This is a genomic window from Sulfuriferula thiophila (assembly GCF_003864975.1).
Taxonomy (GTDB): domain Bacteria; phylum Pseudomonadota; class Gammaproteobacteria; order Burkholderiales; family Sulfuriferulaceae; genus Sulfuriferula; species Sulfuriferula thiophila.
In genome coordinates this window covers 22,728-46,729 of record NZ_BHGL01000035.1, presented here as the reverse complement: position 1 = coordinate 46,729, position 24,002 = coordinate 22,728, and the positions used below count along the sequence as shown (strand labels likewise).

The following is a 24,002-nucleotide window of genomic DNA, read 5'->3' as shown; positions in this document are numbered from 1 at the left end:
TGGTCTATTGCATCGTCCATGCCAGCATTATGAAGGTTTTGACTTTATTGTGCAGGTGCAGGTGCAGGTGGGTTATGTGTACGCATCCCTTCAATTTTTTTGTTGAGATACAGTACTTTCAGTTAAGTCATTGCAACGTCGGCTCTGATTCGCATCGTTTTTTAACTTCATCATCAATGACGCTGTTTATGGCTGACAGCGTTTCCAGTCAAAATAAGGCCCGGGGTCAGTTTTTCGTCCTGGCGCAATGTCACTGTGTCCGGTAATGGCTGCAATTGGATAGGTTCGTTTGAGTGCTACGGTAAGTTGTTGTAATCGCTGGTATTGGGCGTCAGTAAAAGGGGTGCTGTCGTCGCCTTCCAGTTCGATGCCGATAGAGAAGTCGTTGCAGCGTTCCCAGCCCTGCCAGTTGGATATGCCGGCGTGCCAGGCGCGTTTGGTGCAGGGCACAAACTGAATCAGCTCACCATCACGCCGAATAAAGAAATGCGCTGAAACGCGCAGGTGACTAATTTGCACATAGTAGGGATGAGCATGCGCATCCAGCTTTCCAGTAAACAGCTCAATCACGCCATTACCACCGAACTGTCCTGGCGGTAATGAAATGTTGTGGATCACAATCAGGCGGATGTCATCCGTGCGTGCACGCCAGTCACAATGCGGCGAGGCGATGAAACGTGCGGGAGAGGCTACGCCATTGGCATCTATGTGTATGGTCATGGTTCGTCTTGTGGCGGCAGGTTAAGTAGCGTGCCGATCGCCTGAGATAATTGTTTGGGCGTGGCCTCTGCCTGTAATTGAGCGTGAAATTTGCCATCGACAAATAAAAACAGACTCGGCAAATGAAATACTTCGTACTCGCGCGCCACCGCAGTAGCGAGTTGCACATCTACTACATAGCAGTGTTGCAGCAGCGGGTCGGTAAAATCGCTCAGTAAACGTAACCAGACCCGGCAACTGCCGCAACCGGGTGCGCTGAATAGCACCAGGCTGACTCCGTTGCTATCCGCTAGTCGCGGGTGAAAGTCAAACTCGGTGAGTGGTCTGACTTGCATGGTGGTCTAATTGAGCAAGGCCAGTACGCGTGCGCTGGAGCCCACCTGCAGATTGAGCCAGTCGCTTGCCTGACTGGCGACTTTGCTGCCATAGTCAGGATCGTCCAACAGGGCTTTGATGTGGGTGAACAGTTGTTCATTGTCTATGCCTGCCAATACCACGCCAGCTTCAATTGCTGCGGCAATCAATGGCTGGTCGCGATGTGCTGCACCGACTAATACTGGTTTGCCATGCAATATCGGCGAGAGGATATCCGGTACGTTTCTGGCATCAGCATGCAAGGTGGCACCCGCTACCACGAAATCTACGCAACCATAGAATGCGGCGAGTGGGTGTTCCTGTTCGATGTAATACACGCGTGTTTTGATTGGTACAAACGAGGTTGAAAAGCGCTGATGACGTATGGTTTGCAGACGGTATTTAATGGATTCGCGGTATACCGGTTCGCAGCGCTCCGGGTCGCGTGGCGCCAGCAGCATCAGGCCCATTTTGTGCCGCATTGCCCGGCTGAACAGGGCATAGGCGAGATCTTCCTCATTTTCACCCGTTGCGGCGAAATAGCCTAACCAGCGACCGCTCTCGCGTTGTTCCTTGAAGCGCAGGCACAGTTCGGCATCTGCTGTAATGGGCGGCAAGCTATCCAGACCTGCTAACGGGTCGCCAGTGACGACAGCGCCGGTTAAAGCTAGCCCGGCATGCGAGGTGGTGAGTACCTGGCAGCCGGCTTCTGCAGCGGCGGCATCGTGTGCATTAATCCAGTAGCGTGGACATGCTACAGACTTTACCAGTGGGGCATAGTCGCCAGCCAAGCCGAGTGCAATTAAACGTTGTGGCTGGATTTTTTGCAGCCGTGCAATGGCTGCCGTTGTTTCACCAGGTAAAACGATGTGCGGTAATGCAGGTGTGGTGTTCGGTGTGTCGACTAAGGCAATGGCAATATTGTGGAACTTGGCTTGCAGTGCTTCGATGAATGCGCCTGCCCGTGCCAGGGTGGCGGTATCCGTGATGAGCAAGCTGCTATTTGTTACGCCTGCAGGTAACTTGTTAAAACCCAGAAAATCAAACAAACCCATAATGTGCCTAGCGTGTTTAGTGCGGTTAAAAAAAATACTTAAGGATACCTTAAATGAAGGGGTGAATCCAAATGCTTTGCATTGTCCGTAGTGTTGCAGCGTGGAGAAAAATTTGGCTTGAGTGCTTTCCTGTTGCAGCAGGTTGACGCCGGATAGCGAGTGGTCTACTGTGAAAGTGTTGCATAGCACAATTAAATTTAATCCCATTGTTAGCGAGGAGTTGCCATGTTTTATACCCAGGATCTGGTTGATGAGTTGAATGCACTGTTACGTTATGATCTGGGAACCACCCAGCAAGGGGTTAAGGTACATAGCAATGCGGATCCGGTAGTGATTGCAGCGACTAGTCGTTTGCATGCAAAAGGGCTGGTGACGGATGAGGATGGCGGCTACTTGACTGATCTGGGGCGTGAAGTGGCCGAACATGCGCAGATGGCGTTGACGATATTAACGTCGGTTGTAGATGTCAGGGGTGATCTGCTGCTGATGGCTTAATTTAGTTACGGCGGAAACGAAAAAGGCTTGCATTTCTGCAAGCCTTAATTTTCTGGTGGGTCGGGCGGGGGTCGAACCCGCGACAAACGGATTAAAAGTCCGCTGCTCTACCGGCTGAGCTACCGACCCAGTTGAGAGCCGCAATTATACTGGTTTTCACAAATTCGTCAAGAAAGTAAATTGAAAAAAACGAATCAGAATTTTATGAGGAGAAATTCCGGGTGAAGTTGCGTGCCATCCCTGGAGAGTATGGGGATACTAATTGTGGTGGCGACTTCACGATGGGCACGTCCGTGCACGTCTGCCTGAATGGCATGATCCGGTGTGTGTTTTTGTGCGATAAGGGTCGGGGGCTGGTCGATGATTTCGACAGCAAGGTAGTGATTGTGCCGCCAGGTAAAACTCAGCCCTATCATCTCATGGAGTTGGTCGAGGCTGATTAAGGTGTTCATGGCTGCGACAAGCCTTTGATCCAGCGACTGTACAGGCGGTCTGCTACGCGATTCAGTTTACCCAGTTTAACGCTCATGTCTACTTGCATATCCGCTGGCTTTTGCACGGCAGGGCTGGCAATGGCAGCCTGGATTTCATCTGCACCGTGCTCGCACCAACTGATGACCATATCTGCGGTCATTTCAACGTGGCATTGCATTGCCAGATGTTTGCCGACCACGTAGGCCTGATTGTCGCAGTACTGGCTTTTAAGGATGTGTGTGGCGCCTTCAGGCAGTGCGAAGGTTTCGCCGTGCCAGTGGAAGCTGGTGAATTGACTGAGGCCATCCAGCCAGGCACGGGCGCTGTCATTGTCACTGGCGTATACCTCGCCCCAGCCGATTTCTTTCACCGGGTTGAGGCTGATGGTCGCGCCCAGCGCTTTGGAGATGAGCTGACCGCCCAGGCAGTGTCCGAGCACCGGAATATCTGCGGCGATAGCGTTGCGTATCAATGCCAGCGATTGTGCTATCCACGGCAGCGGATCATTCACGCTCATGTTGCCACCCATGAATACCAGTCCGGAAAACGCTGTCGGATCTGCAGGGATGGGCTCGTTTTCATCTATTTTGACCAGCAGCCAGGGAATCTGGTGTTGGTCGAGAAAGTCGGCAAAATAACCCGGGCCTTCAATGGGAATATGGCGAAAAATGGCGACTGGCTTCATGGCGTTTACGCTTGATCTCGGTCAGCTTGCGAGTTTGTCACGTTCAATCAGGGCATAGGCAGAGTGATTGTGGATGGATTCGAAGTTTTCGCTTTCCACCACATAACTGTCTATGCGCGTCTCTCTGTCCAGCGCAGCAGCAACGTCACGTACCATGTCTTCGACAAATTTCGGATTGTCGTAGGCGCGTTCAGTGACAAATTTCTCATCCGGGCGCTTCAGCAAGCCGTATAGCTCGCAGGATGCCTGTTTTTCAGCAACAGCAACGATATCCTCGATCCACATGAAATCGTTGGTACGTGCGCTGATGGTGACGTGTGAGCGCTGGTTATGAGCACCGTAGTCGGAGATTTTCTTGGAGCACGGGCACAGGCTGGTGACCGGCACCACGACTTTGGTGGTGTGTACGTACTTGCCGTTTTCGATCGCGCCAATGAGCGTGACGTCGTAATCCATCAGGCTCTGCACGCCGGAAATTGGGGCGGTTTTGTTGATGAAATAAGGGAAACTCATTTCAATATAGCCGGAGTCCGCTTCCAGGCGTTGCACCATTTGCCGCAAAATGGACTCGAAGTTTTCAATGGAAATCTCGCGTTCGTTGGTGTTGAGTATCTCCACGAAGCGCGACATGTGTGTGCCTTTGAAATTGTGTGGCAAGAACACATACATGTTGAAACTGGCAATCGTGTGCTGGATGCCGCTGCTTTTATCGGCCACTTTGACCGGGTGGCGAATCGATTTGATGCCTACCTTATTGATAGCAATCTGGCGGGTATCCGCATAGTTTTGCACATCCGGCATCGGTGTGGTGATGTCACAACAGTCGTTCATGATGGGTCCTGTTAAGAAGCTAAATATGTGTTCAGTATAACGCGCGCTAATACCTGAGTAAACTACTCGGATAAAGCGCGGTTGACGTTGGTGATGATACCAACTGCATCCAGGCCGCACTCATGCAGCATTTGAGCATGGTCGCCGTGGTCAATATAGTGGTCAGGCAAGCCCAGCTGGATAACGCGAGTGGTTAAGCCTAGCGCATGCAGACATTCGCTTACTGCACTGCCTGCGCCACCCATGATCGCATTTTCTTCCAGCGTGACGATCAGGTCATGGCTGCTTGCTAACTGTTGGATCAGCGTTTGATCAATTGGTTTCACAAAACGCATGTCGGCCACGGTAGCATCAATCTGTTCTGCAGCAGCCAGCGCCGGTGTGACCAGGCTGCCGAACGCCAGCAAAGCGACACGTTGCCCTTGTCGACGCACGATGCCTTTACCTACAGGGAGTGCCTGCATGGCGGCGCTGACAGGTGTGCCTGATCCGGTGCCGCGCGGGTAGCGTACAGCGCTGGGGTGGTCGAGTTGCATGGCGGTATACAGCATTTGCCGGCATTCGTTTTCGTCGGAAGGTGCCATCACCGTCATGTTGGGTATGCAACGCAAATAACTCAGGTCAAAACTTCCAGCGTGAGTAGGGCCATCGGCACCGACCAGGCCGGCACGGTCTATGGCGAATACTACCGGCAGGTTTTGCAGTGCAATGTCGTGGATGAGCTGGTCGTAAGCGCGTTGTAAAAAGGTCGAGTAGATGGCGACTACCGGTTTGTAGCCATCGGCCGCCAGACCGGCAGCAAAGGTCAGCGCATGCTGCTCGGCAATGCCGACATCAAAATAGCGTTTGGGATACAGTTCGGAAAAACGTACCAGGCCTGAGCCTTCGCGCATGGCAGGGGTGATGCCAACCAGACGCGGTTCGATCGCCGCCATGTCGCACAGCCAGTCGCTGAATATTTGCGTGTAGGTGGGTTTGGCACTGGCTTTTTCGAGTACGCCTAACTCAGGATTAAAAGCACCTACGCCATGATACAGGCAGGAGTTTTCCTCGGCCGGCAGATAGCCTTTGCCTTTTTTGGTGACTACGTGCAGGAATTGCGGGCCGGGTAAGCGGCGGATGTTACTCAGTGTATCGACCAGTACATTCAGGTCATGGCCGTCGATCGGGCCGATGTAATTAAAGCCGAATTCTTCAAACAAGGTGCTGGGCGTGACAAAACCTTTGACGTGTTCTTCTGCGCGTTTGGCCAGTTCCAGCATGGGCGGCACATGTGCCAGCACTTTTTCACTGGCGCGGCGTGCCGCTGCATAAAATTTGCCGGACATGAGTCGGGCCAGGTAGTTATTGAGCGCGCCGACATTGGGTGAAATCGACATGTCGTTGTCGTTGAGAATGACCAGCAGGTTGGCATCCATGTCGCCGGCATTGTTCAAAGCTTCGAAGGCCATGCCTGCTGTCATCGCGCCATCACCGATGATGGCAACCGCGCGACGCTCCAGACCGTCCAGTTGGGCGGCGACGGCCATACCCAGTGCGGCAGAAATCGAGGTGCTGGAATGTCCCGTGCCGAAGGTATCAAATTCACTTTCGTCGCGTTTAGGGAAGCCGGCAATGCCGTCTGCTTTGCGCAGGCCGGCCATCGCCTCACGCCGGCCGGTCAGGATTTTGTGCGGATAGCTCTGATGGCCTACATCCCATACCAGGCGGTCATCTGGCGTATTAAATACATAGTGTAAGGCGATGGTCAGCTCGACTGCGCCAAAATTGGAGGCAAAATGGCCTCCAGTCCGGGCAATGCTGTCGAGCATGAAATCACGTAATTCCTGCGCGACAGCAGGAAGTTCATCACGCGGCAGTTCGCGCAAGTCGAGCGGGCTGTTAATGCGGCCTAGCAAAGGGAAAGTCTGACTCAAAATGATCTCTGTACGATAAAGTCTGCGAGCTCGCGCAAGCGTTGGCTATGGTCAAAGCCATTTAATGCATCGAGTGCGTCACGATGCAGTTCCTGGGCGAATGTTTTCGCAGCTGCGATGCCCATGAGGCTAACATAAGTCGGCTTATTCTGCTCAGCGTCTTTACCCGCCGTTTTGCCCAGTGTGGCGGTGGGTGCTTCAGCATCCAGGATGTCATCGACTACCTGGAATGCCAGCCCGACACATTTTGCATAGTGATCCAGTTTGGCAAACTGTTCTTCGGATAGCGGCTTGCCGCAATAAGCACCCAGTAACACCGCAGCGCGAATCAATGCGCCAGTTTTGTGGATGTGCATGAATTCAAGTTCAGGCAGGCTCAGGGCAACGCCTACGCTGGCCAGGTCTATCGCTTGCCCGCCGGCCATGCCGCGCGAGCCGGAGGCATGAGCCAGCAGTTTGATCATTGCCAGTTGTTGTGTGGGCGTGTCGCTCAATGTGGTCGTGGCCAGTAATTCGAATGCCAGACTCTGCAGGCTGTCGCCCACCAGTAATGCGGTGGCTTCGCCGAATTCGACATGGCAGGTAGGTTTGCCGCGCCGTAATACATCGTCATCCATGCACGGCATATCGTCATGCACCAGTGAATAGGCATGAATCAGTTCTACGGCGCAGGCGACGATTTCCACGCGCGCAGGATCCGCCTGGCAGGCTTCTCCCGCGGCAAAAGCCAGTAATGGGCGCACCCGTTTGCCACCGCCTAGCACAGAGTAACGCATGGCCTGATGCAGTGTTTGTGGTGCCGTAGTGGTGTTGGGCAGGTGCTGCTCCAGCGCACTCTCAGTGCGAGTCTGTAAGGCAGTCGACCAGCTTAAAAAATCAATTGTCATCTTGCGTGCTCGGGTTGGTGAAGGCGGATAAAGTGCCGTTTTCGAGTATCTGTACCTGTTGCTGGGCATCGGCTAATGCTGTCTGGCAGAATTTTAATAATTCCGCACCGCGCTGGTAGGCGCTGAGTGACTGTTCCAGGGAAAGTTGACCTGATTCCATCTCGGCAACTATGCGCTCCAGCTCGGTCATGGCTGCTTCAAAACTGAGCGGTGGGGGTGGGGTGCGACGCGTCATTGCATTAATTTGATTAACAAAGTGATAAATCTTACCGAATAATTGCACTTAACGCTATTATTAGCGATAATCTCGCCCTTTGTTTTCGATTGGCTTTATTCTTCTCTATAGGGGGTTAAGCGGCTGTTGTGCCGTCTTAATATATTTTTTGCTTTGGTCACTTCGCTTGGGGTGTACTTGAATTATGTCTGATTTGGCTGTTGCGTCACAATTGACGCACACTACTCCGCAGTTACCCATCAGTTGGTATTTCGATCCCGCTATTTATGCGCTGGAATTGCAGCATCTGTTTGCAAACGGCCCGGGCTATATTGGTCATCAGTTGATGACGCCGAATGTCGGTGACTATCATGTGCTGGATACCGTTAATCAGGCGGCTATGCTGGTGCGTAATGCTCATGGCGTGGAAATGCTGTCCAATGTTTGCCGTCATCGCCAGGCGCTGATGTATGACGGGCGTGGCAATACCCGTAATATTGTGTGTCCGCTGCATCGCTGGACTTACGATATGGAAGGCAAGCTGCTCGGAGCGCCGCATTTTCCCGGCAATCCTTGTCTGAATCTGGGTAAAACCCCATTGCAAAACTGGAACGGGCTGCTGTTTAACGGCAACCGCGATGTCGCAGCCGATCTGGCGCGCTTGGGCGTAACGCAGGCGCTGGATTTTGACGGTTACATGCTCGACCGGGTCATGGTCGAAGAGTACGATTTTAACTGGAAGACGTTTATTGAAGTCTATCTGGAGGATTACCATGTCGGGCCGTTTCATCCCGGCCTGGGTAATTTCGTCACCTGTGATGATCTGAAATGGGAATACGGTGACTGGTATAGCGTACAGACTGTCGGTGTAGCACGCGGGTTGAGCAAATCCGGTAGCGCCGTGTACCAGAAATGGCAGGAGCAGGTGCTGCAATACCGCAATGGCGCAGTGCCGGAGCAGGGTGCTATCTGGTTGACTTACTACCCGAATATCATGGTCGAGTGGTATCCGCACGTGCTGGTGATCAGCAGCATTATTCCTACCGGCGTCGAATCGTGCCGCAACGTGGTGGAGTTCTATTATCCGGAGGATATTGCGCTGTTCGAACGCGAATTTGTCGAAGCCGAGCAGGCTGCCTATGCCGAAACGGCAGTCGAGGACGATGAAATCTGCCGGCGCATGCATGCCGGGCGTCGTGCACTGTATCAGCAAGGGCGTGAAGAGGCGGGGCCTTATCAGTCACCGATGGAAGATGGCATGGTGCATTTTCACGAATTCATCCGCCGTCAGCTTGCACCGCATCTGCCGCAACCCTGATCTGTGACTGTCAGCATGCTAACCCGATTCCAGAATGCGCAAGTGCGCGATCTGGTGTGGGTGATGGCGGCGCCGGGCTTGCTGGAAAATGCAGACTGGGTGATTTCCGATGACGAATGCCAGCAGCTGCTGAACCAGGCCATGCCACAACTGCAGGCACTGGATAGCCAGCCGGATGCCTTGCACGCGTGGATTGCTGCGCGTAATCCGCAACGTCTGGGGCCTTATTTCGAAGTGCTGCTCGGTTACTGGATTACCCATTTGATCGATGCAAGCTGGTTTGCCGCTAATCAGATAGTCAAAGCCGAGCGTATCGTTACCGGCGAATATGACATGCTCTGGCGTGATGCCGGGGGGCAAATCAATCATTGGGAAGCGGCGGTTAAATTCTATTTGCAGATTGATCAGACGGCGGGATTGGCCGGTTATGTCGGTACGATGACCCGCGATCGACTGGACCTGAAAACCGCTCGGCTACGCGACAAACAATTACAGTTATCCACAACACCGGCAGGTGCCGCTGCTCTGGACAACATATTGCCAGTGGAGAATCAAAGCCATCCGGTACGGGCGCGCGCATTGCTCAAGGGGTGGTTATTCTATCCGCGCAATGTGCCGCACCCTCTTACGGATGGGCTGTCGCCCATTCATCTGTCGGGTTGGTGGGCACGTTGGGCTGCCCATGATTTTAGTCTGCCCGCCAATTTGCATTGGCGCGTGCTGGATCGCCTGGCCTGGCTGTCACCGGTCATTGCCGCTGATACAGTCAATTTGCTGACGGAGGCGGAATTTATGGGTAGTCTGTCTACTCATTTTGCAGCGGAAGGTGCGCCGTTGCTGGTAGTCGGGCTGAGTCAGAATTCGCATGGCTGGCAAGAAATGACGCGGGGTTTTATCGTCCCGTTGATGTGGGGCGCAGGACATAGTTCAACCTGATTTTATTGTATACGCACCGTCATTTTTGCTTAATAATGTACGAACTGGGGCAATCTGATCGTATATTCTAAACATGCTATATGCACACAGTCCAAAGACGTCGCTTTAGGCGCATAACAGTCATACAGACCGCCACTTTATTGAGCCAGCATACCGGCTCGATAGCAGGAGAGATCCGTGATTTCTCTTCGAGTGGCGTGTTGTTTACGTTCGCAAAATCGGCCAGTGTAGCGGCCCTGCAAAATCAGCTGGTCACCATTGAGTTTCGACCGAATTTACCGGATTCCAAACGTTATCGAATTGTCGGCCGGGTCGTGCGGGTGTCCGATTTGTCCATCGGAGTTGCGGTAGAGAATTTTCCGGAAAATGCCTATCGGGATCTGGTGCTGCTGACGAGCCAGCCGAAACAGCAAACGCCTGCTATTGCGTCATCTCAATATAGTGCCGTGCAAATTGCCGACGCATTGGCACAGTGCCATAACCAGTTTAAGTCTTTTATCGCGCAGGTCATTGCCCATTTTTATAACAATCTGGGAGCGAAGCTGGCCTTTTCTGCGGATCAGTCGAGCAGTCTGGAAGATCGGTGGCTGTTACATAATGCGTATCCGCTCGTAGCAGCACAGCGCAACAGGATAGAGCAGACTTATCTGGGTGACGAGTATCTGACGCGTGACATGCAGGATGCCTCCGCTGAAGTAACAGAGAGCCAGGGCTTGTCATTGGTGGATGTGGATGAGTTTGATGACTGGGTAGCTGTATCGCAATTAGTCTACAAACTGAATCTGGATTACGCATTTGAAATCGGCAAATTTGAGACGGCCTATGCGGCCTTGACAGGGACAGCGTTGAGTACAAACGCCAATCCGTTTGGTCCACATTATATTTTTCAGACCCTGCGCGAGATGCTGGTGAGTGATGTCTTTAAAAGTCAACTTAAAACGTTGCTCTATAAAACCTGGTATGAAGCCGTGGTGGCATATATCGCTACGTTTTATGGGGGTCTCAACCAGACGCTGGCATTTGTGCATCCACCCAAGGCTATGCCAGCGCCAGCATTGCCGGTAACCAAGCGTACGCCGGGCTTCGGTAATGTCACGCAGGAGCCTGCGCATGAAATGGCTGATTCTGGTCACTCCACCGCGGTCTCGCTGGATGATTACTTGCAAAGCCTGAGCATGGCTGCGCAGAGCGCATGGTCTGCCATGCAGCAACCTGCTAGTGCTTTCCCGCAGGATTATTTACCACAAAACGCGGGGGTGGCTGCGCCAGGCCACCCAGCCTCTCAGGACTATGGTCTGAATTATCTGCTTGAGCAGTTGCATCAGCTGCACAATAGCCCCGGCTCGGATCAGGATTATCTTGCCATCGGTAACCTGCTGCGCGATCTGCCTGCCGTACATCCGCAATCGGCTGGCCTGTCGAGTAGCGTTATTCCGGCCATGCACCAGCTATTGGACACCGCTAACGGTAAGCCCTCTGTTGATTCAGAAGGGCTGGCAGGCGGCAGTCAGGCTGGAGCGATAGATCTGATCACGCAGGTTGATGATTTAAGCCAGATACTGAATGTGCTGAACGTCATCCAGCAGCAGCGTGCCACACAAGGTCATCACGTGGACGAAACGCCGATCAAGCGTCAGTTGATCGATGCCTTGCCGCAATTTGAAAATGCATCCATGCAGGACCGGCTATTCCAATCCATTCATCTGTTTGATGAAATGTTGAGTACGCCGTTGTCGGATGATGCGCTGAATTCAGATATTCGCAGTTTACTGAAGAAAATAGAACTGACCTTGCTCAAACTGGCGTTAATGGATACGAATTTTCTCAAATCCAGTGACCATCCCGCGCAACAGACAGTGAACCTGCTGGAACGGTTTTATGTCGCTGCCGACGATATGGGTAAGCTATTCGACCCGCAACTGCAGCGTTTGCTGAACTCGCTTGCCAATCAGATTGTTGATCAGTTTGAAAGCAAGCCCGGCGTATTTGAAGAGGTGAACAAGGTCCTCGGCAATCTGTTGATGCCGATAGAAGAAACCCGGCAAAACAAAGTTGAACAGATACAAATGGCCTGTGCGCAAAGAGAAAAATTTGCAGCGGCGGAGCAGGCGTTTATTGCAGATGAGCACCTAACTCTGGACGATGGGGATGTCTCGGGTATCAACTTGTTAAGGCAGGGCAATTGGTTGTCGGTGATGGTGAACGATGTGCTGGTGCCCTATCAGCTGGTGTGGTTGAACCAATCCGCCAGCCAGTTTGTACTCACCAGTCGTTCGGCGACGACCATACGCGAATTCTCGCGGCCGGCACTTATGCAGGACTTGGCTGATGGTCATGTTATGCGTTTGCCTGAATACGATACCCCTTTCATGGAACGGTCGGCGCATAAAATCATGCTCAATACCTATGAGCGGGTATATCAGCAGGCCATGCACGACCCTGTGAGCGGCTTGCTGAATCGCAAGGGCATGATTACCCAGCTGGAGAGCGTTTTTGCCAATGATGATTTGCAAAAGCGGCGTGGGGTTCTATGCATGATGATGTTCGATCAGCTTAATCTGCTCTATCACAATTGTGAGTCAGCAGAGGCGGAAGCTTCGCTGATGTCACTGATAGGCGTCATTGCCAATGAGGTCAAACCAACGGATGTATTCTCGCGGCTGGGTGAAAACACCTTTGCGATTTTGCTGCATGATGGTGAGGTGGCCGATGCACTGGCCAGCATGCAAACAGTGGTTACCGCGCTGGGGCAACAACGCATCCGTTGTCAGGGCAAGCAGTTTGCAGTTGCAGTGAATGTGGGTATTACCCAGATTAATGAGGAAATTGATACTGTTTCCAAACTGTTGAAAAGTGTCGGTTCGGCCTGTGTTGCGGCAAAATCCAAAGGTGCTAACTCGGTGCAGGTTTATGCCGCAGACAGCGCCCAAATCAAACATGAACAATCCCTGTTTGAATGGGCCGGGGCGATAGACCGGGTATTGCAGGACGAACTGCTGTTCTTGCGTTGCCAGCGTATTCAGCCTGTCGATTCGAGTAACGGCCATCTGCCGCATTATGAAATCCTGTTGGGTATTGATAAACAGCTCGCCACTAATCCGCAGGAGTTTGTGCTGGCTGCCGAGAAATGGAACCGTTCGGCCGATATTGATTTATGGGTGTTGCAGCACAGCTTCGGCTGGTTGCGTGCGCAGGGGGATAAACTCGCTACAATCAGCGGGATTTCCATCAATCTTTCCGGTCATTCGCTGGCTAACGAAAAAATACTGGACTATATCGTGCAGGCGCTGCAGGCTGGTAAAGTCCCTGCAGACAAGATTATTTTCGAGATTACCGAAACGGCGGTCATGAGCCGGCTGGACACGGCGCAGCGCTTTATTGAAACCATACGTGCCTTTGGCTGTCGCTTTTCACTCGACGATTTTGGCAGTGGTTACTCCTCGTTTGCCTACTTGAAGAATCTCAATGTGGACTATTTGAAAATTGACGGTGTGTTTATTCGTGATCTGGCGAAGTCGCCCACTGATTTTGCAATGGTGAAGTCCATGCATCAGGTAGGCCATGCGCTGGGGCTGAAAACGATCGCAGAGTATGTGGAAAATCAGGCCATTATGGATGTGCTGGGAGAGATCGGCGTGGATTACGCGCAGGGCTACGGCATAGAAATATCCAGACCACTCAGTACGCTGGCGTTGTAACGTATACAGGTATCAGCAGATGTTCAATCGAATTATAAAGTTATTGAAGGGTAAAACGGCCTCATCCGCCCCAACTGAACCTGACGTGTCGGCCACTGGCGCAGAAAGTCCGGAATTTTCGCAACTCAATGCGATAGCGCCAGTCAGTGCTAATGGGGCCAACACGCTGGCATCAGCAGAAAATGGCGGGGACTTTATCAGCGCAAACACTATTCCGCCATCCGTGGTGTGCCGTGAGGCTGTGTTAAATCAGACGCAAAAAGTTGCCGGGTATTTTTTTACCCTCAGTCGTAACATTAACGAACGTGTGCGTGCATCATCGGCTATCGTGCAGCGCTTGTATGATGAAGTGCTGCTCAGAAATATTCTGAACATGGATATCCAGCGCTTGCTTGGTCACCGTCTGGCTTTTATTCCGGTGCTGCCATCATCCCTGGAGCATCCCTTGCTGCAACAGTTACCCCGGCAAGGCACGGTGCTTGTGGTTAACTCTCTGGAGCAATTGCTGAATGATAGCGAGGTGATGCTGGCCCGGCTTACTGCGCTGAAAAACGCCGGCTTTCGCATCGGGTTGCAAGGCAGTATCGACCTGCCAGGCATGCAGGCGTTCATGGAATTGGCGGAATTCATTTTTATCGATATAGGTAGCAGCGACTTGCCGACGATAACTACACGCATCGCTAACATCAATAAACAAGTGTTCGACAAACCGCTGGTAGCAACCAATATCAGAACGCTGGATGAATTTCATGTCTGTGCGAGATTGCCATTTGTTTACTTTCAGGGACAGTTCGTCACCAGTCGGGAAGCCTGGACTACACCACGGATGGATGCGGGGCGGATCAAGATACTGGATCTGTTAAACCGTATTCGCCAGGATGCTGAAAACGCCGAGCTGGTTCAGCTATTCAAGCAGGACCCGGCCTTGTCATTCAAAATACTGCGTTATCTTAATAGTGCCGGTTCCGGTCTGACCACCAAGGTCAACAGCATTGATCAGGCATTGCTGATCCTGGGCAGGCAGAATTTGTACCGCTGGCTCACGCTGTTGCTGTTTACCAGTGGTGCCGGAGATGAGCTGGATTGGGCGCTGATGGAAAATGCGCTGGTGCGCGCCCGTCTGGCGGAATTATGTGCCAGCGATAGCCTGCCCGCCAATGAGCGTGACGAGTTGTTTGTAACCGGGATTTTTTCGTTGCTGGACATCCTGTTGCATATGACCATGCAGCGAGTTCTGCAGCAGATCAGCCTGCCTGCGCTGGCAGAAGAAGCGTTGTTGCATCAGACTGGCAAATACGCGCCATATCTGCAATTGGCTATTGCCTGCGAAGCGTTTGATCACGAGCGCATTACGGCACTGTCTGCGCAGATCGGACTGGATATGGCGCAGGTCAATGTGTATCACGCCGATGCCCTGATCTGGGCTGAGCAGCTAAACGAGTAACTCGCTATCCTGCGGTTATGGCGCAGGGTTCATATAGCGCAGATGGATAGACTCGATTTCCGCCATGATGTCGTCGCTCAGCGGTTTCTCCCAGGCCGACAGATTTTCTTCCAGTTGCGCCATGCTGGTCGCACCGATGATGGTGCTGGTGACGAACCAGCGCCGATAAACGAATGATAATGCCAGTTGGGCCGGTGTTATGTTGTGTTTGCGTGCCAGCTCGGCATAAGCCATCACCGCCGGCAGGACATTCGGTTTGTCATAACGCTGGGCAAAGCCGGGAAAGTCATTCACGCGTCCCTGTGCTGTGGGGTTGGTGAGGTATTTCGCAGACAGATAGCCGAAAGCAAGCGGCGAATACGGTAGCAGGCTTATCTGTTCGCGATAACCGATTTCAGTCATGCCGAATTCATAGCCGCGATTAATCAGGCTGTAACTGTTTTGTATGGATGCTATGCGCGGCAGATCATACTCCTTGGCGAGACGAACGAATTCCATCACCCCCCAAGGTTGCTCGTTGGATACGCCGATATGGCGTATCTTACCTTCCTGTACCAATTCAGCCAGCGCTTCCAGTTGTTCAAGAATGGGAACACGCTCTTTTTCCAGAGACGGGTCGAATTGATACTGGCCGAATATCGGCGTATTGCGTTCCGGCCAGTGTAATTGATACAGGTCGATATAATCGGTTTGCAGGCGTTTGAGCGAGCCTTCTATGGCTGCGCGGATATTGCTGCGGTCCAGCGATGTGGGGCCACCGCGTATCCACTCGATACCGCGGCGCGGCCCTGCTACTTTGGTGGCGAGGATGACTTTGTCGCGCGACTGGTGTTTGAGCCAGTTGCCGACGATGGTCTCGGTACGTGTGTAAGTCTCGGCGTGAGGTGGCACCGGATACATTTCTGCGGTGTCGATAAAATTGATGCCTTGTGCGCTGGCATGATCGAGCTGGTTATGCGCTTCGGCTTCGGTGTTTTGCTGGCCGTAGGTCATGGTTCCCAGACAGATGGCTGAGACTTTCAGATCGCTGGTGCCGAGGTGATGGTAATCCATGCTGAATATCCTGTGCGGTAGGCTAATGATTTATTCTATCACCTGCCGGTTGCGCCTGGCTTTGAAGATTCAGCGATATGCAACAGCGCTGAACTTCAGTGCAGAAATTCAGCGCTTACTGCGATTAAGTTACAGTTTTCAGGCCTGAGTGCTGATGCTGGTAGTCGCAACGCCCTGGCTTGCGGTCTGTGACAGTGCCTGCAAGTAATCGTTAATTGATGCATAGCTATTACCCGACAGGCTTTGGGCAGACTGGGAGATGTCAGCACCGGACTGGTATGACTGATAGATGCTTTGCAGCGAAGACAGCGCCTGTTGCCGGTTTTGGGTAGCTTCCGGACTGGATGCTGTCGCCAGCAAGCTGGCCGCGGTGGATGTTGCTTGCGCGATAGCTGCCGAGAATTTCCCGTTGCCGCCAGACTGGACACACGCCTGGGCATCCGCCATACGGGATTGCATTAACGCTTTGGCGTTACTTGCAAAAGCGCCTGTTCCTATTTGCCCCACATTACATGACATTTTGAGCTCCTTGGGATTGATAAAGTTGAAATACGGAATAAGCCGATTTTCAATATAGAACAATCTTTTATGAATCAAAATGTTGAACAGAATGGTAAAGCCGTGTCATTTCAAAGTATGGGTTTGCAATTTTAACAAGCGGTATGCCGCTGGGTTATTGAACGGCTTCTACTCTGCAGTACATTGCCCAGGTGAGTCGTCCCAGTAGCAGAAATCCTATCATCCCCACTGCCAGATAAATCGGCGAGAATGACAGCATGGGGGAAACGATGCCGGCGACCAGGGCATTGAGCATGGTTTGCACAAAACCCTGCATCGATGACACCAGGCCGCGATGCTGCGGGAACAGGTCGAGTGCGAGCAGGGTGATGCTGGGCATGGCCAGCGCCATACCCGTGCCGTACAAGGCGATAGGCAACACCGCCCAGGGCCAGCTCGGCGTGAAGAAACTGTTATAGCCAAGATTGATGGCCGCGGCGCTGAGCAACAGCACATAGGCATACTTGACTGTCTGCTGTGGGCTAATCCGGCCAGCGACACGTCCGGACAGATATGCGCCTATCATCACACCCGTGATGGTGGGGATGAACAGCCAGGCAAATTGATCTTCGTGCAAATGCAAGGTCTGCAGCACGAACACCGGTGCTGACGCGATATAGAGGAAGAATCCGGCAAAGTGCAGCGCAATCGTACCCGCCAGCACCAGAAAATGCGGATGGCTGGCAACCTGGTGATAGTTACGCACCAAAGGTTTGAATGAAAACGGATTGCGCCCGGCCAGCGGATGGGTTTCCGGCAGGTAACGCCAGCTCAGCGCCAGCAGGAGCAGGCCCAGTATGGCCATGAATACAAATACGGAATGCCAGCCGAACATCAGGTGCAGCCAGCCGCCAATAATCGGCGCGATAGCGGGGGAGATTGCGAACATCATGGTGATCTGCGACATCAGGCGCTGCGCTTCCGCGCCGGCATACAGGTCGCGGATAATCGCCCTCCCTACGATCAGACCGGCACCGGCAGACAGGCCCTGTGCACCGCGCAGCACAATGAGCGTGTTAATGTCATTGGCAAAGACGCAGGCGATAGACGTCAGTACGAATGCTACCAGCGAGCCCAGAATAATCGGGCGCCGCCCGAATGAATCCGAAAATGAGCCATGGAACAGCATCATGATCGCAAAGCAGAACAAATACACGCTCAACGTCTGCTGCACCTGCAAGGGCGACGCATGCAGGCTGGCCTGTATTGCAGGAAACGACGGCATGTAGGTGTCGATGGAAAACGGCCCTAATGTCGAAAGGCCTGCCAGAAGCATGGCGAGTGTAGTGCGGTGATGTTTGCGATGGGGCATAGAAGACGTATGTCGATTGCAGGACTGACTGGTGCTGCTTTATACCACACCCGCATGCGGCTGAATATCTTCGTATAAGTCGACCTGATGCTGTTGCAGACATTGACTATAATGAATTGGGTAATAGCGCAATTTTGCATGCGCTGAAACCATAATTGATGGATAGGAGGCGACATGAATCATTTATCGCAGACACAGCAAGCGCAGTTGGTTCAGGTCATGAATCAGCGTTATCAGGCATTGCTCGAACAAGTGCGTGATGAGCTGGAGAACTCGGGGCAGCAGTACATTGAACTGGTGGGCAATGTACCCACGGACAGTGGCGATGCCTTCATGGGCGATGTGTTGGCAGATTTGAATGTGGCGATGATAGATCGGCAAATTCATGAACTGCGCGATATCGAGGCAGCCCGGCTGCGTATTCAGAATAAGGTGTTTGGGGTGTGTTTGGATTGCGGTGACCCCATTGCATTTGAGCGCTTGATGGCCTATCCCACCGCCAAGCGCTGCATGCGCTGTCAGCAGCAGCATGAAAAAGCCTATGCCAGTGAAAATACACCTACGCTCTGAAGGGAGCAGATGAAAGGGGAATTATGCCTGACCATAACACAGAGATAGCTGCAATCTTTGACGAGATTGCGGATCTGCTGGAAATACAGGACGCTAAGGTTGTTCAATCACTGTGCACGGAATGATCAGGCTTGCGAGATGCCAGTCTGAGTAATGGCAGCAGTTTTAAGCCGTAGGAAAGCAGCACCGGGTAGTTACGCCAGCTCATTTGGGCAAAATGAAACAGCCCTTTGCGACGCCACACCAGCAGCAGAGTGACGCTGCCTATCACCCATCCCGGATGGGCGCGAATATAGCGTACCGCTTTCAAGCCGAGATCTGCTGCTGCCAGTGGCTTTTGCCACTGCCGTGAGCGCGCAGCCAGTTCCATGCGCTGATCATCTATTTTTGCCAGTAGCGCCTGGCGGCGGTTGGTAATGTCTGTCAGGTGGCGTTTCATGAGCGGGATGACAACTGTTCGCGGTCTTTGTTTAATTCGGCCAGGCTGGCAGCAAACAGTTTCGGCCTCTCCCGGCACAAAGTACGGAAAGTATTCAGTGACAGCAATCCGCCAACCATAAATACAATAGCAAGTCCGCCGATTGCCATTAGACGGTGGCTGTCCCAGAACAGCACCACCACAAACAGGGTCGCCAGCAGAATTGCCAGACCGAAGAAAAATAAGGTAATCACGCCAACCACCAGTATGCGTGAGATGCGAAAGCGTTCTTCTTCCAGTTCGTTAGATAATAGCTCAAGCCGGGTCTGACCGATGGACACTAACGTGTGCACCAGTCGTTTCAGCGATTCCATGAGTCCGGAAGCAGCTTCGGCCATTGATTAGCGTCGTGCGATCAGCATGCCGATGATAACCCCCACGCAGGTGCCAATCCCAACGGCCTTCCATGGGTTTTCGTGCACGTATTCATTGGTGACTCTGGCTGCTTGGCGGGTACGCTCTACCAGTGCTGCTTCAGCTGTGGCCAGGCGTTCTTTGGCGGTGTACAGGCTTTCCTTGATGCGTGCCCGGGCAGAAGCAACCCCTTCGCCACTCTGGCTGGCTGTGGCGTGTAACAAGGCTTCTGCATCTGTTACGACAGCGCGCAAGTCTTCCATGAGCTGTTCTTTTGGTGTGGCATTATCTGCGTCTTCGGTAGCGCTTATGTCAGCATACATTTCTAACTCCTTGGTAATTTATGGATACAGTTTAAGCATAGTCAGATTTTCCCGAGTATCAAGGTGATTTTGTCGGGTGTGCTAATGTGATCTCGTGACGATTTTTTGGCCGGGCTGGCCACGCGTTTGCCAAACACCATTGAGGAAGTGGCAAACGGTGTCGAACAGATCAATTCAGCTAATCAACAATAATGATGGGCTTTGCTGATTACTCGCCTTTTTCCCGTACTGGTTCACTCGGTGAAGGTTCGCGATCCCAGTGCAACACTACGCGCTTGGTGTGTTTGCCATCCAGGGTAACCTTGGCGGACTGGGCTACGCCGTTGGATATGGCTTTGACCGTGTAGTTGCCTTTGGGCAGGCGCACTAACAGTATCGGGCCGACATTGGCCAGATTCAACACTACTTTGTCATGTGAATCGGTAACCGTTACCGGGATATCAGCGAGGAATGAGCCGCGTTTTCCTTCGGAGAGCTCAATGCGTAACGGAAATTCTTTGGCAATGCGCAGCATCATGGCCTGATCGCCTTCGCCGATGCCGCCGTTTACGTAGCTGCATGAGTTGCTGTCAGCATAGGCCAGCGGCATCGCTATGAGTAATGCGCTTGCCAGTAGCAGGGAGTTTTGCAGTTTCATGGTGCGAGTCCTTTCATCAATGGATATTGATAACAGAGCTGCTTGGTTAGTTCATACGTGAAACTGTATTGGCAAGTCTGTTAATTTCAGAAGACCGGAATTTGAAATTCCAGTTTCAGTATAGACCGCAGTCGGTAAATCACAAGCTCGCGTGATTTGCCGCCAGGTATTTACAAGACTGAGTGTTTTAACCGTGAACTGTTTCCGTTGAAAAGGCAGCACGTCCTTTGCCGGACTTCTTGGCGTGATACATAGCGGCATCTGCATTGCTAATGGCGACATCAACTTCCAGGCTCTCGTCCCCTAACAGGAAAATGCCCACGCTGGCACCTATGAGCAAGGTTTTGCCATCATAATCAAAAGGAATGTTTGCCAGGCTGATGAGTTTTTCGGCGATATGTAAAGCCTGTTTGCGTGCAGTGGCTTGATCAGCGTTGAGGTGATTGATCATAACCAGAAATTCGTCACCCCCCATACGACCTGCCATATCTTCGATACGGATAGCCGAGCGGAAGCGCTGGGCAATTTCGATCAGCACAGCATCACCGGCATCATGGCCATGTAGATCGTTGATATGTTTGAACCCGTCCAGGTCAATGGCCAGTAGTGCGCCATACGTTTTATGTCTGACGCAACTGGCGATCAGTCCCTGCAGATGATGCACGAGATGGCGTCGATTGGCTAATTGCGTTAATGCATCGGTAAATGCTAGATTGCTGATTTGAGCGAGGGCTTCGTCACGTGCATTCACAAAAGGTCGAACAACCCAGAGATAGATCAGCGGGGTAGAAAACAGGATCAATAAAATATCGTCCAGAATTGCTTCGGAATAAGTGCTCATGCCGGAGGGCACCAGGTCCAACATGAGCATGACCATGAATTCCACGGCTGCAATGATCCCAGCGATGCGGATGATGACCTGTTTAGTCGTTAAAAGCGGCATGGTAATGTGGTTAATTTGTTAATGTTGCAAAGGATAGCGACAGGATAGTGCAAATACAAATTCATGACGGATTTTTTTGGAAAAAAAACGGAGCCGGGGAAAAGTCCCGACTCCGTATACTGCAAGTCAGAATTACGTGCAGATAAAATTCAATGCACAATTTTACTTGCGCTAGCAAATTTGAATTTATCCGAATAATTTGCTTTGCAGCATAGACATACCTTGCGATAACAGATCCCCGCTAGGTACTTCACCGTTCGGGGTCAGTTGGTCGACTGCGTTAGGCAGCATCTGGGCCAGACCAGTGGACAGCATCTCTGGTGAAATTCCAACTTTGCTGGCGAGTGCCTGTACAGTTTCGCTACCCAATGCAGCTTGCAAAGCAGACGCAGTGACCGATTGATTATTTCCTGTGCCTACCCAGGAATTCACCGCCTCACCTAATCCACCTTGCTGTAATTTGCTGACCAGGCCAGCCAGGCCGCCCGTCTCGGAGTTGTTAAGTAATTCACCTATTGCACCTATTACACCGCTCTGAGTACCGGATTCGTCGCTTACCTGGTTCTTTACCAGATTTAGTGCATCGTCAAAGAAGCTCATAATTTACCTCGAAAAATAAATGGACTGTATACAGCCAGCCTCGTTATGACGAGGCCAGGCCGAGATAAGTATTAATGCACTGTCGCCGGGACTGGCTTATCAGCCTGCTTGGCAGCTTTAGCCGCTGCTTTGGCTTCTTTCTTGCTCAGTTTTTTATCTTCTGGTGCAGGAGTTGCTGCTGGCGAAGCGGTTGCTGCATCGGTCTGCTTGGCAGCCTTGGCCGCTGCTTTAGCTTCTTTTTTGGTAAGTGCTTTGTCAGCAGGTGCTGGTGCAGTTACCGGTGTTGCAGCAGCTGGTGTCGCTGCAGCAGGTGCCGGTAATGCTTTGGCAGGAGTAGTTTTAACCGCTGGAGCTGGTTGGGTGGCCGGTTTTGCTGTGGTCTGAGCGGCCGCCGGAGCAATGCGTGTAGCACCCGTTACACTGACTTCACCACGTAGTTTATCGACAGATTTCATGCCGAAGCCTTTAACGCGATCCAGATCCTCAAGGCTCTTGAATGGGCCATTTTTAGCGCGATCATCAATAATCATTTTTGCCTTGACCGGGCCTATGCCTTTGACGGTTTCCAGTTCGGCTTGTGTTGCGGTGTTCAAATTCACAGCAGCAAAGGCAAATTGCGTAGCGGTCAGCAACATTACAATCAACAAATAAATTCGTTTCATACATCCTCCAGAAAACATCGTTTTAGAAAAAATCAGGCACAGCATCAACCATTGCAGTATAGCCACAATATTGTATTTGGCGGTGGTATGGGTATCCAACATATTGATGTGTTTGCAATTGTTTACAAATGAGCTGTCGGGAATAATGTTCACATGCACATACGACAGTCAGCTACAGCAGTGGGATGGTGTTGCGGAAGAGGATGCGGTTAAACTTAAGACGGGGTAAGCCTTAGGTATGGGAAACGGCAAGCGCATGCCGTTTCCCGGGTGGAGATTGCTAATTGTTATTGAACCGGGCGGATGGTCAATTCATCTTTGGAAGCCTGGATGAATCCGTGGCCGGTGTATGCAGCCTGACCAGCCGGGCTACCCAGGAAAGTCAGGTAAGCTTGTGCGGCTTTTTCATGCGCTGCACCGGGTACATTGCCTGCAATGTAATTGACCTCATTTTTCATGCTGTCTTTTTCCGGCAAGTTGACCACGTCTACTTTGAGGCCTTCTTTCAGTGCATTCTTATACTCTGTGGCCCAGACGATGCCGACATCCACTTTGCCTGCCTTGATGCCTTCCGGAATTTCGCGGTGGTGAACAGAGGTAAAGTATACGTTGGCAGCGCCGTAGCAGGATTGACACTCTTTGCCGGTGGAAAGCTTATCCCACAGCCCGTTGTTCTCCAGCACTTTCTTGGCGTAGAACTTCATGATGCCTTCAGTGACCGGATTAGGCAGCATGACCTGCAGTTCAGGCCGGCCAAGATCGGCGATGCCTTTGATGTTTTTCGGGTTGCCTTCGGCGACCATCAGTACCAGTTGATTGTGCATATAGGTCACATAATTCTGGCCCTTGCCGGCTTCCTTGAGTTTCTTCACCGAACCCATGTCCACCATGCCGAACACATCTGGTGTCATGGCGTAATCTTTGTCTTTGTAAGTCCAGCCACCCTTGAGAACAGCGTCTTTTACCTTGCCGGGAGGCATGGTGATTACGCCTACGATATCCTTGTGTGATTTCTGGAAAGCGTGAATGACATCTTCCATGGCAAAGAACTGGTTACCAGCCAGCCAGATGTTCAAGCCTGGTTTGCCCGCCTGCATCAGTTCCAGCGCGGCTTCACCCTTGATAATTTTACCGTCAGGATAAAATACGCGAAGATCATCATCCTTATTTGCTGGAATTATCTCGAGCTTTTTGGCAACTGGGCTCTCAGCATCGGCTGCGATGGCAGTGCCGGTGTTGATGCTCATGCAAAATACGGAAACCAGTGATGCAGCAAGCAGCTTGTTTAATCGCATAATTTATCCTTGAATATTATTAAATGTGATGTATGTCCTCACACCAGGCGGGGAGGCGTTTACGATCTGTACTCAGCGTGCAGTCTGCTCAAGCTGAACATGACCGAAATTCAGCATATCAGTTTCGCAGGAGCGGGATAATGGGAGGTAAATACTAGGTTATGTTACCGGCGGATGTCAGGTAGCCCCG

26 protein-coding genes and 1 tRNA gene are annotated in these 24,002 nt (G+C 52.0%); 6 read left to right on the top strand and 21 right to left on the bottom strand.

Annotated features, from left to right (window positions below; all coding sequences use genetic code 11):
• Positions 1–186: 186 nt before the first annotated feature.
• From ampD to EJE49_RS11585, 3 genes are read right to left on the bottom strand one after another with little or no spacing between them, the layout of a single operon-like run.
• On the bottom strand, positions 187–720 hold the full coding sequence (gene ampD / locus EJE49_RS11595) for a 1,6-anhydro-N-acetylmuramyl-L-alanine amidase AmpD (protein ID WP_124951003.1): 534 nt from the start codon (positions 718–720) through the stop codon (positions 187–189).
• Positions 717–1,055, bottom strand: a complete 339-nt coding sequence (locus EJE49_RS11590; RefSeq protein ID WP_124951001.1) for a thioredoxin family protein — start codon at positions 1,053–1,055, stop codon at positions 717–719. Before EJE49_RS11590 ends, ampD begins: the two co-directional genes overlap by 4 nt.
• 6 nt (positions 1,056–1,061) lie before the next feature.
• Positions 1,062–2,129 (bottom strand): 3-deoxy-D-manno-octulosonic acid transferase, encoded by a 1,068-nt coding sequence (locus EJE49_RS11585; protein WP_124950999.1) that lies wholly within the window; start codon positions 2,127–2,129, stop codon positions 1,062–1,064.
• 225 nt (positions 2,130–2,354) lie between these two features.
• Between EJE49_RS11585 and EJE49_RS11580 the strand changes: the two genes are divergently transcribed.
• Positions 2,355–2,624 (top strand): TIGR02647 family protein, encoded by a 270-nt coding sequence (locus EJE49_RS11580; protein ID WP_124950997.1) that lies wholly within the window; start codon positions 2,355–2,357, stop codon positions 2,622–2,624.
• Positions 2,625–2,677: 53 nt separating this feature from the next.
• Here the strand turns inward: EJE49_RS11580 and EJE49_RS11575 are convergent.
• From EJE49_RS11575 to EJE49_RS11545, 7 genes are all read right to left on the bottom strand, one after another.
• Positions 2,678–2,753: transfer RNA gene (locus tag EJE49_RS11575), tRNA-Lys, on the bottom strand.
• A 65-nt stretch (positions 2,754–2,818) separates the two neighbouring features.
• The gene (locus EJE49_RS11570) at positions 2,819–3,076 is read right to left on the bottom strand and encodes a hypothetical protein (RefSeq protein ID WP_124950995.1); all 258 of its coding nucleotides are present in this window, start codon (positions 3,074–3,076) and stop codon (positions 2,819–2,821) included.
• The gene (locus EJE49_RS11565) at positions 3,073–3,783 is read right to left on the bottom strand and encodes a type 1 glutamine amidotransferase (RefSeq protein ID WP_124950993.1); all 711 of its coding nucleotides are present in this window, start codon (positions 3,781–3,783) and stop codon (positions 3,073–3,075) included. The genes EJE49_RS11570 and EJE49_RS11565 overlap by 4 nt, the downstream gene beginning before the upstream one ends.
• Positions 3,784–3,804: 21 nt before the next feature.
• A complete protein-coding gene (gene folE2, locus EJE49_RS11560) occupies positions 3,805–4,614 on the bottom strand; it encodes a GTP cyclohydrolase FolE2 (protein ID WP_124950991.1) in 810 nt (269 codons plus the stop codon).
• Positions 4,615–4,676: 62 nt separating this feature from the next.
• Entirely contained in the window at positions 4,677–6,530 is a 1,854-nt protein-coding gene (gene dxs, locus EJE49_RS11555) for a 1-deoxy-D-xylulose-5-phosphate synthase (protein ID WP_124950989.1), read from the bottom strand.
• Positions 6,527–7,417: a polyprenyl synthetase family protein gene (locus tag EJE49_RS11550; RefSeq protein WP_124950987.1), complete on the bottom strand. Its 891-nt coding sequence runs from the start codon at positions 7,415–7,417 to the stop codon at positions 6,527–6,529. Before EJE49_RS11550 ends, dxs begins: the two co-directional genes overlap by 4 nt.
• Positions 7,407–7,652: an exodeoxyribonuclease VII small subunit gene (locus EJE49_RS11545; RefSeq protein WP_124950985.1), complete on the bottom strand. Its 246-nt coding sequence runs from the start codon at positions 7,650–7,652 to the stop codon at positions 7,407–7,409. The genes EJE49_RS11550 and EJE49_RS11545 overlap by 11 nt, the downstream gene beginning before the upstream one ends.
• Positions 7,653–7,836: 184 nt before the next feature.
• Here EJE49_RS11545 and EJE49_RS11540 point away from each other — a divergent pair, with 184 nt between their 5' ends.
• The 4 genes from EJE49_RS11540 to EJE49_RS11525 all read left to right on the top strand — a co-directional run bounded on the left by EJE49_RS11540 (position 7,837) and on the right by EJE49_RS11525 (position 15,027).
• Positions 7,837–8,949, top strand: coding sequence for an aromatic ring-hydroxylating oxygenase subunit alpha (locus EJE49_RS11540; RefSeq protein ID WP_124950983.1), 1,113 nt, complete (start codon positions 7,837–7,839; stop codon positions 8,947–8,949).
• A 15-nt stretch (positions 8,950–8,964) separates the two neighbouring features.
• Complete coding sequence (locus EJE49_RS11535) at positions 8,965–9,885, top strand: DUF1853 family protein (protein WP_124950981.1); 921 nt, start codon at positions 8,965–8,967, stop codon at positions 9,883–9,885.
• 80 nt (positions 9,886–9,965) lie between these two features.
• Positions 9,966–13,583, top strand: a complete 3,618-nt coding sequence (locus EJE49_RS11530; protein ID WP_124950980.1) for a DUF1631 family protein — start codon at positions 9,966–9,968, stop codon at positions 13,581–13,583.
• A gap of 19 nt (positions 13,584–13,602) precedes the next feature.
• Positions 13,603–15,027 (top strand): EAL and HDOD domain-containing protein, encoded by a 1,425-nt coding sequence (locus EJE49_RS11525; protein WP_124950978.1) that lies wholly within the window; start codon positions 13,603–13,605, stop codon positions 15,025–15,027.
• A gap of 15 nt (positions 15,028–15,042) precedes the next feature.
• Here EJE49_RS11525 and EJE49_RS11520 read toward each other — a convergent pair whose 3' ends face one another.
• The 3 genes from EJE49_RS11520 to EJE49_RS11510 form a co-directional block, all read right to left on the bottom strand.
• Positions 15,043–16,080 (bottom strand): NADP(H)-dependent aldo-keto reductase, encoded by a 1,038-nt coding sequence (locus EJE49_RS11520; RefSeq protein WP_124950976.1) that lies wholly within the window; start codon positions 16,078–16,080, stop codon positions 15,043–15,045.
• A 138-nt stretch (positions 16,081–16,218) separates the two neighbouring features.
• A complete protein-coding gene (locus EJE49_RS11515; RefSeq protein WP_124950974.1) occupies positions 16,219–16,599 on the bottom strand; it encodes a hypothetical protein in 381 nt (126 codons plus the stop codon).
• A gap of 154 nt (positions 16,600–16,753) precedes the next feature.
• Positions 16,754–17,950 carry a multidrug effflux MFS transporter gene (locus tag EJE49_RS11510; RefSeq protein WP_124950972.1) on the bottom strand — a complete coding sequence of 399 codons (1,197 nt, stop codon included), beginning with the start codon at positions 17,948–17,950 and terminating at the stop codon, positions 16,754–16,756.
• A gap of 174 nt (positions 17,951–18,124) precedes the next feature.
• Between EJE49_RS11510 and EJE49_RS11505 the strand changes: the two genes are divergently transcribed.
• Positions 18,125–18,520, top strand: a complete 396-nt coding sequence (locus EJE49_RS11505; RefSeq protein ID WP_124950970.1) for a TraR/DksA family transcriptional regulator — start codon at positions 18,125–18,127, stop codon at positions 18,518–18,520.
• Positions 18,521–18,623: 103 nt separating this feature from the next.
• Here the strand turns inward: EJE49_RS11505 and EJE49_RS11500 are convergent, their stop codons facing one another.
• The 8 genes from EJE49_RS11500 to EJE49_RS11465 form a co-directional block, all read right to left on the bottom strand.
• The gene (locus tag EJE49_RS11500; protein ID WP_124950969.1) at positions 18,624–18,959 is read right to left on the bottom strand and encodes a YqjK-like family protein; all 336 of its coding nucleotides are present in this window, start codon (positions 18,957–18,959) and stop codon (positions 18,624–18,626) included.
• The gene (locus EJE49_RS11495) at positions 18,956–19,336 is read right to left on the bottom strand and encodes a phage holin family protein (RefSeq protein ID WP_124950967.1); all 381 of its coding nucleotides are present in this window, start codon (positions 19,334–19,336) and stop codon (positions 18,956–18,958) included. The genes EJE49_RS11500 and EJE49_RS11495 overlap by 4 nt, the downstream gene beginning before the upstream one ends.
• A 3-nt stretch (positions 19,337–19,339) precedes the next feature.
• The gene (locus EJE49_RS11490; RefSeq protein ID WP_124950965.1) at positions 19,340–19,675 is read right to left on the bottom strand and encodes an ElaB/YgaM/YqjD family protein; all 336 of its coding nucleotides are present in this window, start codon (positions 19,673–19,675) and stop codon (positions 19,340–19,342) included.
• 208 nt (positions 19,676–19,883) lie between these two features.
• Complete coding sequence (locus EJE49_RS11485; RefSeq protein ID WP_124950963.1) at positions 19,884–20,312, bottom strand: hypothetical protein; 429 nt, start codon at positions 20,310–20,312, stop codon at positions 19,884–19,886.
• Positions 20,313–20,499: 187 nt separating this feature from the next.
• On the bottom strand, positions 20,500–21,255 hold the full coding sequence (locus EJE49_RS11480; protein WP_124950961.1) for a GGDEF domain-containing protein: 756 nt from the start codon (positions 21,253–21,255) through the stop codon (positions 20,500–20,502).
• Positions 21,256–21,441: 186 nt separating this feature from the next.
• On the bottom strand, positions 21,442–21,855 hold the full coding sequence (locus EJE49_RS11475; protein ID WP_124950959.1) for a YidB family protein: 414 nt from the start codon (positions 21,853–21,855) through the stop codon (positions 21,442–21,444).
• Positions 21,856–21,926: 71 nt separating this feature from the next.
• Positions 21,927–22,517: a ComEA family DNA-binding protein gene (locus EJE49_RS11470; RefSeq protein ID WP_189941880.1), complete on the bottom strand. Its 591-nt coding sequence runs from the start codon at positions 22,515–22,517 to the stop codon at positions 21,927–21,929.
• A gap of 287 nt (positions 22,518–22,804) precedes the next feature.
• The gene (locus EJE49_RS11465) at positions 22,805–23,812 is read right to left on the bottom strand and encodes a substrate-binding domain-containing protein (protein WP_124950955.1); all 1,008 of its coding nucleotides are present in this window, start codon (positions 23,810–23,812) and stop codon (positions 22,805–22,807) included.
• Between the last annotated feature and the right edge of the window lie 190 nt (positions 23,813–24,002).